This window comes from Micromonospora sp. NPDC007230 (assembly GCF_042869115.1).
Lineage (GTDB): Bacteria > Actinomycetota > Actinomycetes > Mycobacteriales > Micromonosporaceae > Micromonospora.
In genome coordinates, this window is record NZ_JBIAFE010000013.1 from 86,657 (window position 1) to 99,449 (window position 12,793).

8 protein-coding genes and 1 pseudogene are annotated in these 12,793 nt (G+C 72.3%); 6 read left to right on the top strand and 3 right to left on the bottom strand.

What is annotated here, in order from left to right:
- Positions 1-5: 5 nt before the first annotated feature.
- Positions 6-5,543: a carboxyl transferase domain-containing protein gene (locus tag ACFYML_RS19770; RefSeq protein WP_387422007.1), complete on the bottom strand. Its 5,538-nt coding sequence runs from the start codon at positions 5,541-5,543 to the stop codon at positions 6-8.
- 329 nt (positions 5,544-5,872) lie between these two features.
- Here ACFYML_RS19770 and ACFYML_RS19775 point away from each other — a divergent pair, with 329 nt between their 5' ends.
- Positions 5,873-6,433 (top strand): GNAT family N-acetyltransferase, encoded by a 561-nt coding sequence (locus ACFYML_RS19775; RefSeq protein ID WP_387422008.1) that lies wholly within the window; start codon positions 5,873-5,875, stop codon positions 6,431-6,433.
- A gap of 13 nt (positions 6,434-6,446) precedes the next feature.
- Here the strand turns inward: ACFYML_RS19775 and ACFYML_RS19780 are convergent, their stop codons facing one another.
- Positions 6,447-7,304, bottom strand: coding sequence for a hypothetical protein (locus ACFYML_RS19780; protein ID WP_387422009.1), 858 nt, complete (start codon positions 7,302-7,304; stop codon positions 6,447-6,449).
- Between the two features lie 144 nt (positions 7,305-7,448).
- Between ACFYML_RS19780 and ACFYML_RS19785 the strand changes: the two are divergent.
- From ACFYML_RS19785 to ACFYML_RS19805, 5 genes and pseudogenes are all read left to right on the top strand, one after another.
- Positions 7,449-8,281, top strand: a pseudogene (locus tag ACFYML_RS19785) (ThuA domain-containing protein); the annotation flags it as partial.
- 143 nt (positions 8,282-8,424) lie between these two features.
- Positions 8,425-8,775, top strand: coding sequence for a YciI family protein (locus ACFYML_RS19790; protein ID WP_387422010.1), 351 nt, complete (start codon positions 8,425-8,427; stop codon positions 8,773-8,775).
- A 23-nt stretch (positions 8,776-8,798) separates the two neighbouring features.
- Positions 8,799-10,052 carry an RNA polymerase sigma factor gene (locus ACFYML_RS19795; protein WP_387422133.1) on the top strand — a complete coding sequence of 418 codons (1,254 nt, stop codon included), beginning with the start codon at positions 8,799-8,801 and terminating at the stop codon, positions 10,050-10,052.
- A gap of 4 nt (positions 10,053-10,056) precedes the next feature.
- Positions 10,057-11,193, top strand: a complete 1,137-nt coding sequence (locus tag ACFYML_RS19800) for a P1 family peptidase (protein ID WP_387422011.1) — start codon at positions 10,057-10,059, stop codon at positions 11,191-11,193.
- A gap of 117 nt (positions 11,194-11,310) precedes the next feature.
- Positions 11,311-12,063: an alpha/beta hydrolase gene (locus tag ACFYML_RS19805; RefSeq protein WP_387422012.1), complete on the top strand. Its 753-nt coding sequence runs from the start codon at positions 11,311-11,313 to the stop codon at positions 12,061-12,063.
- Between the two features lie 79 nt (positions 12,064-12,142).
- On the opposite strand, the gene ACFYML_RS19810 is transcribed toward ACFYML_RS19805, so the two are convergent.
- Positions 12,143-12,691: an alpha/beta hydrolase gene (locus ACFYML_RS19810; protein WP_387422013.1), complete on the bottom strand. Its 549-nt coding sequence runs from the start codon at positions 12,689-12,691 to the stop codon at positions 12,143-12,145.
- Positions 12,692-12,793: the final 102 nt, after the last annotated feature.

Genomic DNA, 12,793 nt, shown 5'->3' on the forward strand with positions numbered 1-12,793 from the left:
GCCGATCAGACCCGCTGATGGCGGGGCCGGTTGCCATCGGAGGCGCTGGCGAGGCCGCGCTCGACGGCCGCGATGATCTGCGGGCGCAGTTCCTCCGGCCGGATGATGGCATCCACCGAGCCGACCTCGACCGCTCGCTGAATGCTGTGCACGCCGTCGAACTCGGCGGCCACCTCGCCCAGCTTCTCCGCCCGGACCGTGGCCCGGACGTCCATGAGCTGCGTGATCAGCGCCGCCCGCTCCCCACCGGTCGCCGCGGCGATGCGCGCCTCCAGTTCGGCCACCCGCGGATCCTTTGCCGTCCGGGCGTTGACGTCGCCGGCGAACACCACGGCCGCCGCGGGCGCCCCGCCGATGACGGACGCGAACGAGCCTTCCACCGCGAGCACGGTCATGTTCGGGTTGAGCGCCTTGGAGAACACCACGAACGCGCCGCCGTGATACCGCGAGATCACGCAGAACACGATCGGCCCTTCGAAGTTCACGATCGCCCGGCCGATCTCCGCGCCGTACTCCAGCTGCAACTGCCGCATCGACTCCGGCGAGCCGTCGAACCCGGACAGGTTCGCCAGCACGACCAGCGGCCGGTTCCCGCTCGCCGCGTTGATCGCCCGCGCGGCCTTCTTCGACGAGCGCGGGAACAGCGTGCCCGCGGTGTAGGTGTCCGGGCCGTCGGTGGGCGGGAACCCGCGCCGCGGCACCGACCGGGACTCGATGCCGAGCAGGCAGACCGGGATGCCGCCGAGGTGCACGTCCTGCACCACCGCGGTCTCGGCGTCGGCCATGCCCGCCCAGCGCTCCAGGACCGCGTGATCCTGGTCGGCCAGGGCCCGCATCAGCGTACGGATGTCGAACGCCTTCTTCCGGTCGGGGTTGCGCTCACGGGAGAAGATCTCGCCGACGGTCGTGAAGTCGCTGTCCGGCACCGCGTGCGGGTAGTCGGAGATGTCCCGGTCGACCGGGTCGGCCGTGACCGCCCGCCGCGGCCGGGTCTCGCCGGGCGCGATGTAGGTGTGGTCGTGGTGGGTCATCAGCAGGTTGCGGGCGGCCCGCAGGTCCGGCGCCCAGTACTGGGCCTGGCCGTTGGGGCCCATCACCCGGTCGTAGCCGCCGATGCCGAAGTTGTCCTCGGCCGACACCCCGCCGGAGAAGTCCAGCGACTGCTTGCCGGTCAGCACCATCGCCGAGTCCGGCGTCATCACCAGGATGCCCTTGGTGTGCATGAGCATCGTGGCTTCAGCGTTCCAGTACGGCTGGGCGCCCACGGTGATCCCGGCGACCACGATATTGATCTCGCCGCCCTGCTGGGTGAACTCCACGATCCGCTTGAGCGCGGCGGCCACCCAGTCCATGTTCTCGGTGCCCGAGCTCATCGAGATCCGCGCGCCCGCCGACAGCGCGAACCAGTCGACCGGTACGCGCATCCGCTCGGCCAGGTCGAGTGCGGCGATCACCCGCGCGCATTCCGGCTCGGCCAGCGCGCCCAGCGCCTTGGTCGGATCGCCGAGCAGCACCACCCGCGTGACGCCTTCGGGATACCGTTCGGTCGGCGTGCTCACCACACCGGCGACGATGCCCGCCTTGTTGTGCCCCTTCGGCCGGTCGACCGGGGCCAGCGCGCCGGTGTCGTCCAGGTCGTACTCGGTGAAGGTGCCGCGCTGACCGGCCAGCATCTCGGTCAGCTCGTACGGGTACGTCGTGCCGCGGCGCCGCGCCGAGAGCACCTTCTGCCGGTAGTCGTCCAGCGGCTGGATCGGCTCGTCCGTCGGCTCGGTGACCGACACCCGCATGCCCGCGTCGTAGGAGATCTGGACCGCGATGTCGGTCAGCTCGCCGGTGACCCCGTCGCGTTGCCGGCCGAGGAACAGCACCTCCTCCAGGCCCGCGCCGGCCGTGATCGGCAGCACGCGCTGGGCGACGGCGTCCAGTTCCTCCATGGTCAGCTCGTTCGGCGGCCAGACGTAAATGGTGATCCGGTTGGTGTCGAACCGCTTCTTCGCCGGCCGCTGCGCCTGGACCTTGCGGATCGCGTCGAGACACGCGTCCAGCGCGCCCTCGACCGCGGGCAGCGCGAGGATCCGGCCGTCGGCGTCGCGCAGTGGCGTCAGATCACGGACCTGGGCCATCGCCGCCAGCCGCTCGTCGGCCGGGTTGTCGGGGGCGACGCAATGGAAGAGGTAGACCTCCTCGTCCGCGGACGGCAGCCGGGTCAGGTCGAAGTTCCGCAGCCGCGGCAGCTGCAGGCGCTCGGCGATCAGCGGGTGCAGCCCCCGGATGACCCGGTCCTCGCCCACGCCCGGTCGGAACGTGAACTGGTGGTGCATCGGCGTGCCGTTGCGCCCGGCCACCGACACCGTCACCCGCTGGAGCACGTCCAGCAGTCCGGCGCGGTCGACGATCTCCCGCAGCGTCGCGGCCATCGCCTCCGTCTCGGGCTGGTCGGCCCAGGTCAGGTACACATCGGCGACCGACGGCTCCGGGTCGCGGCGCGCCGTCGGAGACGCCGGGCCAGAGCCGTCGCCGGAGTCCGAGCCGGACAGTTCGGCGACCTTTGCCAGGGTCGCCGGCAGCTCGGCGAAGTCCGTGGCCGCCGCGATCAGCCGGAAGCGCTCGCCGTCGCGGTCGTACTCCGCGGTGAAGAACGAGCGCCCCGTCACCTCGACCGTTCGCGCGTCGCTCGCGCCGCGGTTGCCGTAGTAGCGCCGGCTGAGCACTTCGAGCATCGGGCCGTGGTCGGCACCCGGCTTGCCGACGCGCTGACCGAGCAGCCGGACCAGGGGCTCGGGCGAGGCGACCATCGTCGTGATCCGCTCGGCGCGGTCGGCCGCGTCCGGGTGCCGGTCGAGGTAGCGCAGGTGGCTACGGACGCCCGCGTACACCTCGGCACGCTTGCGGCGCAGCATCGGCTGGGCCGCCCACCGGAACACGATGCTGCGGGCCAGGTCGCCGACCACCGGGAACCGGAGCTGGGTGGCGAAGATCAGATGCTCCAGCGCCTGCCCGACCAGCTCGCGCAGTCCGTCACCGGGCAGCGGCTCGGTCAGCCACTGCTGCAGGAACGTCACGATCACCGAGACATCGGCCGACGCCCGTCGCTGCGCAAGGAAGATCCGGAACACGGCCTCCTCCAGCGCGGCCGTGCGCTCGAAGTCCTTGACGCCGTAGTGGGCGAGCACCCGGGCCAGCCGGTTGCGGAAGGTGTCCGGCAGCGCGGCGCGCTCGACGTCAAGGCACTGCAGGTAGGCGTGGAAGTATTCGCGCGGGCTGTGTACCCGGGTGTCGGCCCTGGTCTCCTCGCCGACCGGCCGGTTGCGGCTGAGCTCGGACAGGTCGGCGAACAGCTGCAGCAGCTCGACCTCTTCCTCCAGCGGAGGCCGGGTGAGCTCGGACCGCGCGGCCAGGTAGTGGGACAGCGCCCGACGCTCGTCGCGGGGGTCGAGGTCGTAGCCGAGCAGCAGGCTGCGCAGGTCGGCGATGCCGCGGGCGACCCGGGCCTCGGCGGACAGGCCGGCCGGCTCGGACGGCAGCTCCAGGTCGACGGCCTCGCCCTCTGCGGCCTCGCCCGGGGCTTCGTCGCCGACCGGTTCCAGGCGCAGCAGCGGGGCGCCGGCCTCCACCTGGCTGCCGACGGAGACCTGGCACTCGCGCAGCTTCGCCCGGAACGGCGCGCGCAGCACGGTCTCCATCTTCATGCTCTCCAGGACGAGCACGGGCGCGCCCGCCTCGACCTCGTCCCCGACTTCGAGTGGGGTGGCGACGACCAGCGCGGGCGCGGGGGAGCGCAGCACGCCGCCCTCGTCGCGGCTGACACGGTGCGTGATGCCATCCACCTCGACCAGGTGGACGGGCCCGTGCGTGTGGGTGACGAGCCGGAACTGCCGGCCGTTCACCAGGATCCGGCCGGTGTGCTCGTCGTACCGATCGAGTTCGGCATCCACCGCGGACGCCTCGCCGATGCCGACCCGGAACCGGTGCGGCCCGGTCTGCGCGACGGTCACCCGGTAGCTCGCGCCGCGGAGCTTGAGGTCGACCGGCCGGCCGCTCTCGTGCTGGACCTGCGGGCGGCCGCCGTGGGCGGTGGACAGCAGCCGCTGCTGCTCGACGAGCGCCTCGTCCTCGTACGCCTCGATCGCCGCCGCGGCCAGCGCGATGCCGGAGTGCTTGGTGGAGACCAGGCGGCCCTGTGCCCGGACCCGGTCGATCCACCCGGTGTCCGCGCTGGCGTCGATCACCTCGGGCTGGTCGAGCAGATCGAGCAGGAAGCTCTTGTTGGTGGCGCCACCCTCGATGATCACGGTGGTCTCGGCCACCGCGCGGCGCAGCCGGCCCAGCGCTTCGTCGCGGGTGCGGCCGTAGGCGATGATCTTGGCGATCATCGAGTCGAAGTCCGCCGGGATCACGTCGCCCTCGCTGACCCCGGTGTCCACCCGGATGCCGGGGCCGCTGGGCAGCGCCAGCCGGACGATCCGGCCGGGCGACGGCGCGAAGTCCCGGTCGGGGTCCTCGGCGTTGAGCCGAGCCTCGACGGCATGGCCGGCCTCGGCCGGGATCCGTTCCCCGAGCCGGCCGCCGGCGGCCACGTGGATCTGGGCCTTGACCAGGTCGAAGTCGGTGGTGGCCTCGGTGATCGGGTGCTCGACCTGCAGCCGGGTGTTGACCTCGAGGAAGGCGAACAGCTGGTCGCCGGGGTGGTAGAGGAACTCGACGGTGCCCGCACCGCGATAGTTCACGGCCAGCGCGAGCCGCTCGGCCGCCGCCTTCAGCTCGCGGGTCTGGTCGGGGGTGAGAATGGGGGAGGCGGACTCCTCGATGACCTTCTGGTTGCGCCGCTGGACCGAGCAGTCCCGGACCCCCAGCGCCCACGCGGTGCCCTGACCGTCGGCGATCACCTGCACCTCGACGTGCCGTGCGCCGGTGACCAGGCGTTCCAGGAACACCACGCCGCTACCGAACGCGCGCTCGGCCTCCAGGCTCGTGCGCTCGTAGGCGTCGGTGAGTTCCTCCTCGCTGCGGACGACCCGGATGCCCCGGCCGCCACCGCCCGCGGTCGCCTTGAGCATCAGCGGGTAGCCGATGTCGGCCGCCGCGCGCTTGGCCGCGTCCAGGCTCTCCACCGCGCCGCGGCTCCACGGCGCCACCGGGACGCCGACCTCCTCGGCGATCAGCTTCGCGCCGATCTTGTCACCGAGCTCACGCATCGCGCCCGCGCTCGGACCGATGAAGGTGACACCGACCTTCTCGCAGAGTTCGGCGAACGCCGGGTCCTCGGCGACGAAGCCCCAGCCCACCCACGCCGCGTCCGCGCGCGTCTCGACCAGCGCACGTTCGAGGATGCTGTGGTTCAGGTACGGGCGCGCCGACGCGGGCCCGAGGCAGTAGCTGTCGTCCGCTTCGCGGACGAAGGTGGCGGTGCGCTCGGCGTCGGTGTAGAGCGCGATGGTCTCGATTGGCGGGGCCCCGGTCTCGGCGTTGAGCTCGCGAACGGCGTGGATCAGCCGCATGGCGGCCTCTCCCCGGTTGACGATGGCGATGCGGCTGAACACCGAGTAAGCCTCCCAAAAGTGCGTTCACAACATGATGGGGGCTCCCTCGGGGCAGGGGTCCCCGTCACAACTTTGTCCGCTACCGGCCGGTAGGCAAATCGTCGGACCCGCCACCGGGGGACGGCGAAAGTTGTGGACATCCGCCAACTGCAGTTGTGGACTCCCGCCAACTTCTAGACATTTCGGTTTCAACACCTGAACAGCTGCCAGGCCCGGCAAGTCAGGCACCAGACCTGCGCGGGCCGGCCGGATCAGCCGGCGCCCCGAGCATTCTGACGAAACGCCGATATCCGGTGGCGGGACCGGCCCACGCCGGTGAAGATCGCGGCGTGAGTGCCTTCCTGGAAACCGAACGGCTCGTGCTGCGCCCGTTCACCGACGCCGACGTCGAACACCTGGTCGCCCTGGACAACGACCCCGACGTCATGCGTTTCATCAACGGTGGCCGGCCGACGAGTCGCGACACCATCCAGGAACGGATCCTGCCGCGCCTCCTGCACGACTACCCGTGCTTCGGTACCCGTGGCTACTGGGCGGCCGAGGAGAAGGCCACCGGCACCTTCCTGGGATGGTTCGAGTTCCGTCCCCTCGACGAGCACAACCCCGAGGTGGTCGAACTCGGCTATCGGCTGAACCAGGCCGCCTGGGGCAAGGGCTACGCCACGGAAGGATCGCGGGCCCTGATCAGCAAAGGGTTCACCGACCTCGGCGTGGAGCGGGTCACCGCGAACACCATGGCGGTCAACAGCCGGTCCCGGCGGGTGATGGCGAAGGCGGGTCTGTCGTTCCTGCGGAACTTCACCGGGGACTGGCCCGACGCGATCGAAGGCTCCGAACACGGCGAGGTCGAGTACGTACTCACCCGCGCCGACTGGGAGCAGCGCCGATAACCGACAGCCGTGCCTATGCCCGGCTGGCGGTGAGCAGCAGCGGGGTGGTGACCCCGTGCCGAGCGCCCAGGTCGGCGAGGAAGCCGCCCAGCCAGCCGAGCGCATCCAGTGACCACTCGGTGAGCGTCCCGTGAAAGGTCACGCGGTGCAGCGGCGGGCCGTTCCAGAGCCTGTCGTCGAACGGGGTCGTCATGGCCAGCGGATGGTGATCGGCCAGGGACTGCGACTCGCACACGAACACGTCCTGGTCCAGCCCGCTCATCCGGTCGCGCATCTCCGAGGCCGCCGAGAGGAAGGACGCCGCCTGGCCGCTGTCGAGCGTGACCCGCACCGGCGTCCTCGACCGCGGGTCACCGCCGCCGAACCACCGGGCGGTGCGGACCGAAGGTATCTGGGCATATTCCGGGCGCGACCCGGGGTCGAGGCCCTGGACGGGTAACAACACCTGCACGGCCCGCAGCTGCAAGGTGCCGATCCGCGCCACGGCGTCGCCGGCGCAGCGGAGGAACGGCTGCACCGGCAGCGGCCGATCGCCGGGCACCGCCTCGACCCCCACCTGGAACCATGCGGCCAGTGACGCCTCTGAAGCGGCGCGCGGGTGAGCTTGCCCGGCGTCGTTCATGCCCCACAGGCCCGCCGCCCCGACCGGTCGCTCCTCGATGCCCCAGGCGGTCTTCCGAAGCACCCCGCCGATGTCGTCGAGCCAGCTCATCGCGAGCGACCTGTCGTAGAACAGCAGGTACGCATCCGGGTCGGCGTCCGGGTTCCGCCACGGATGCGGTGCCAGCTCGCCGTACAGCGCCGCGAACATGGTGCCCACCGGGGAGCGGGCACCGGGTGCCAGGCCAGGGCGGGCTTCCTCGCTGGTCATCGGTTGCCTCTCAAGCTGTCAGGCCACCCCGGCCTGCCTCACCCCCACAAGGGGTGATTCTCCCAGCGTAACGGCGCGCGGAACCGCGCGGCGCATACTGGCGACGTCCCGGCCCGGCACCCCGTACGGCCCCTGGAGAGCGAGATGAGACACCTCCGACCGGCCCTCGGCGCGGCCACCGCTGTCCTCGCCACCGTCGCCTGCACCACCCCGGTCACCCGGACAGCGGCCACCGACGCCCGCTACGACGTGCTGGTGTTCACCAAGACCGCCGGCTTCCGGCACGACTCCATCCCGGCCGGCATCCAGGCCATCCGCGACCTCGGGGCGGCCAACAACTTCACCGTCACCGCCACCGAGGACGCCGCGCAGTTCACCGCCGACAACCTCGCCAGATACGAGGCGGTGGTCTTCCTCAACACCACCGGCGACGTGCTCGACCCCACCCGGCAGGTCGCCTTCGAGTCGTACATCGGCGCCGGCGGCGGCTTCGTCGGGGTGCACGCCGCCGCCGACACCGAGTACGACTGGCCGTTCTACGGCAACCTCGTCGGCGCCTGGTTCGCCTCCCACCCCGCCGTCCAACCGGCCACCATCACCGTCGAGGACCGGACGCATCCCGCCACCGCCCACCTGCCGGCGGCCTGGCTCCGCACCGACGAGTGGTACGACTACCGCACCAACGCCCGCACCACGGCGCACGTGCTCGCCAGCCTGGACGAGTCGTCATACTCCGGCGGCTCGATGGGAAGGGACCACCCGCACGCCTGGTGCAAGTCGTACGCCGGCGGCCGCGCCTTCTACACCGGCGGCGGGCACACCCAGGCCTCCTACGGTGAGGCGGCGTTCCGGGCCTACCTGCTCGGCGGCATCCGCTACGCGGCCGGCCGGACGAAGGCCGACTGCCGCCCCGAGACCGGCTGAGCGCCGCTGGTGAACCGGGACGGACGGGATACTGGCGTGCCTGGCCGGGCAGCCAACTCGGTGACCTCGCCCAAGGAAGCGGAGCGTCTCTGCGAGAAAATTCCTACCGGGCGTGTCCATCAGGCCATGTCCCATCCGTGGTTATGGCGTACGGCGGCCCGCCGTACCCGACAACGGGATAGCAAGGAGTTTGGACATGAAGTACATGCTGCTGATCAACGCCGGGGCGGTCGACGGGGACGGGCAGGCCGCCGGCTGTGATTTCCAGGACTGGATCGCCTTTGACAAGCAGGTGCGGGACGCGGGGATCTTCGTCTCCGGGGAGTCGCTGGCGGACCTGGTCACGGCCACGGTGGTGCGGGTCGGGCAGGACGGCCGGCAGATCGTGACCGACGGCCCGTTCGCCGAGAGCCGGGAGGTGCTCGGCGGCTTCTACGTCATCGACGTACCGGACCTTGACGTCGCTCTGGACTGGGCCGCCCGCTGCCCGGGCGCGCGTGGGGGCGGATCCGTCGTGGTGCGGCCGGTCGCCGAGTTCGGGGTCTGAGGGTGGCGCCTGCTGGCTCCGGGATGGCGGGCGAGGCGTCGCCGGCGTCGGTGGAGGCGGTGTTCCGCGAGGAACACGGCCGGCTGCTGGCGGCGCTCGTCCGCCGGTTCGGCGACCTCGACCTGGCCGAGGAGGCGGCCTCCGAGGCGGTCGAGGCGGCGCTGGCGCACTGGCCGGTCGACGGCGTCCCGCCGAAGCCGGGGGCCTGGTTGATGACCACGGCACGGCGCAGGGCCGTCGATCGGCTGCGGCGCGATCGCGCGTACGCGGCACGGCTCGCGCTGCTGCAGGTGGACGCGGACCGGGCCGATCCCGTCCCACCCGCGGACGCCGGCGGCGAGCTACCGGACGAGCGGCTGCAGTTGTTCTTCACCTGCGCCCACCCGGCCCTTCCCGCCGAGGACCGGGTGGCGTTGACCCTGCGCTGTCTGGCCGGGCTGAGTACGCCCGAGGTGGCGCGGGCCTTCCTCGTGCCGATCGAGACGATGGCGAAGCGGATCACCCGGGCGAAGAAGAAGATCCGCGAGGCCCGTATCCCGTTCCGGGTGCCAGCCGTGGACGAGCTGCCCGAGCGGGTGCCGGTGGTGCTCCAGGCCATCTATTCGATCTTCACGGAGGGGTACGCGGCCAGCTCCGGCCCGAGCCTGCAGCGGCTGGGCCTGGCCGAGGAAGCCATCCGGCTGGCGCGGATCCTGCGCCGGCTGCTGCCCGGCGAGCGGGAGGTCGCCGGGCTGCTCGGGCTGATGCTGCTGGTCCATGCTCGGCGGGAGTCGCGCAGCGGCCCGGACGGCGCGCTGGTGCTGCTGGAGGAGCAGGACCGCGGCCGGTGGGACCGCGCGATGATCGAGGAGGGTCGCGGGCTGGTCGAGGTGGCGCTGACCGGCGGGCCGGCCGGGCCGTACGGGGTGCAGGCCGCGATCGCCGCGCTGCACGACGAGGCGGTCGATTTCGCCAGCACGGACTGGCCGCAGATCGTGGCGCTGTACGAGGTGCTGCACGCGTTGACGCCGTCACCGGTCGTCGCGCTGAACCGGGCCGTCGCGGTGGCCATGCGGGACGGCCCGCAGGCCGGCCTGGCGCTGCTCGACACGCTCGCCGGCGAGCCCCAGCTGCGTGGCCACCATCCCTATCCGGCCGCCCGCGCGGAGCTGCTGCACCGGCTGGGACGCAACGCCGAGGCCGCCGCGGCGTACGCCGCGGCGCTCGCCTTGGCCGGCACCGAACCCGAACGCGCCCTCCTCCGGCGAAAGCTCGACGCGGTCGGGCTGAGAGACTGACCGCGTGGAGCAGGAGGCTGCCGGGCAGCGGACGGCGAGAGCGCGAGCCGGGGCGATCGGGTTCCCCCGGCAGGGCACGAGCGGGCCGTTCGGCGCCATCACCGACGTGCCCGGGGTCGAAGTGGGGATGCGGACGCTCATCTCCGGCGACGGGCCGCTGCGGGTCGGGCACGGGCCCGTACGCACCGGCGTGACCGCCATCCTGCCCCGGGGGCGCTCCGGCGTCCGGGACGGTTGCGCCGCCGGCGTGCATGTCCTCAACGGCAACGGAGAGATGACCGGCACCGCGTGGATCGCCGAGAGCGGTATCCTGGCCACGCCCGTCATCCTGACCAACACGCACGCGGTCGGCGCCGGCCACCGGGGCGCGATCGACTGGATGCTGCGCGAGCGTCCCGACAGCGACGCCTGGCTGCTGCCCGTGGTCGCCGAGACCTTCGACGGTCGCCTCAACGACATCAACGGCGACCACGTCAGGCCGGCGACCGTCGTCGCGGCACTCGATGCCGCCACCGGCGGCCCCGTGCCGGAGGGATCGGTCGGCGGCGGCACCGGAATGACGTGCTACGACTTCAAGGGCGGCACCGGCAGCGCCTCACGGATCGTCCGCTTCGCCGGCGTCACGTACACCGTCGGCGTGCTCGTGCAGGCGAACTTCGGCGCGCGTCCCGAGCTGACGCTCGCCGGCGTGCCCGTCGGGCGGCTGCTCGGCGGTGAGGTGCCCATGCCGGGCGGCGCCCCGCCGCCGGGAGCGGGCTCCGTGATCGTCGTCGTCGCCACCGACGCGCCGCTGCTGCCCGGTCAGTGCACCGCGCTGGCCCGGCGGGTACCGCTGGGTCTGGCCCGTACCGGCACCAGCGGCTCGCACTTCTCCGGGGACCTGTTCCTGGCCTTCTCCACCGCGAACCCCGGCGCGCTCGTCAGCCGCTACCCCGGCCCGTCGACGGAACGGCTCGAGCAGCTCGCCTTCGTCCCGTGGGGGCACCTGGATCCGTTCTACGAGGCGGGTGTCCAGGCGGTCGAGGAAGCCGTCGTCAACGCCCTCGTCGCGGGCACCGACATGACCGGCCGCGACGGGCATTTCGTACCCGGGCTCCCACACCGGCGAGTGGCGGAACTGCTGCGCACCGCCGCCCGCTGACCGCCCCCAGGTCCCGCGACTGACCGCCGTGCAGAGCTGCCAGGCCGAGGTGTTCCTGGCCGGCCGCTCGCCCAATGGGGACAGCGTCCACCGGCCCCTATGTGCCAGACTCTGATCATGGAAGAGGTGCCCGGTTACCTTCGCCCTTTCGTGCTGAGCCCGGCCGAGTGTCGACACGAGCGCGAGTCGAACCTCGACTGGTACCTACCGGAGAGCGACGAGCCGCGGCCCGCCGTGATCCTCGTCCATGGCGGCCCGCTCCCGCCCGAGCTTCACGCGACGCCGCGCGACTGGCCCGTCTATCGCGGCTACGGCAACCTGCTCGCCTCGCTCGGCCTGGTCGCGGTCACCGTGGAGCACCGGATGCGGGTGGTTGCCACCGCGCAGGGCCCGGCCACCGATTGCGCGACCGCTGTCCTCGACGTCGCCTCGGCGGTGGAGCGGGTACGTGCCGACCCGCGCGTCGACCCCGAGCGCATCGCCCTCTGGTTCTTCTCCGGCGGGGGCCTGCTGAGCACGGACTGGCTCCGCGAGCGGCCCGCGTGGTTGCGGGCCGTCGCGCTGACCTACCCGGTCCTCGCGCCGATGCCGGGCTGGGGCGTCGACCCGCGATTCGAGCCGTCCGCCGCGATCACCGAGCCGGGTACGCCCGTACCGCCGCTGCTGCTCACCCGGGTCGGTCTGGAGGCGGACGCGGTGGCCGGGACGGTCGCGGTGTTCCTCAAGGCGGCGGCCGACACCGGCGTGCCGGTGGAGGTGATCGACGTACCGAACGGGCACCACGCGTTCGACATGCTGGACCACACCGACGAGTCTCGGCGGGCGGTCGAGCAGGCGGCCAACTGGGTCTCGGCGAGACTGACCCGGTGAGTGCTCCTGCCGGCCCGGTCCAGGACGGACCGACCGGCGGGGCAGCCGCTGTCGGTTGAGCGCGGGAGCGACGTCGCGGCTACGGCCGCTCGTCGGGCCAGAGAACCCGGTCGAGGAAGTCCTCCACCGCCGTGGCCAGTTCGCCCAGCACCGCTGCCGACCGCGCAAGTGGTCCCGGTACGCGCAGCCCGTGATCAGCACCGTCTGCTTCGAACACGTGCGGAGACAGTTCGCGGGCGAGACCCGGGCGCCAGCTGCTGTCGGCCGTGCCGCCGATCAGCAGGCAGGGCGCGCTGGCCCGGCGAAGGCCCTCGACGACCTCCGGGCGGTGCAGCAACGGCGTGATCCAGATCGCGGGTAGTCCCTGGTCGGCGGCGAGACCGGCGGCAACGGTGCCCAGCGAGCTGGCGATGATCAATGGTCTCGGTAGTCCACGCAGCGCCGCCGCTATCTGTTCGGCCGCCCATGGTCCCCGCGCCTCCGGCGCGGTCGGCACCTCGCCGCGCCACGACACGTGATGCAGCTGCGCACCACGAAGCCGCGCCGCATCGGCCGCGAACAACTGGTGGGGCAGGTGCCAGCAGCCACCGCTGCCCGGGATGACCAACACCGCGCGCTGCGCCGGCACGACGTCCTCCCGCCTGTTGAACCGCTGGCCACAAGCCGTCCTGGCAGGCCGTGGAAGGCCTCGCCAACGGCAACCTACCCGTCGGGCGGCCGGCGGGTTGTC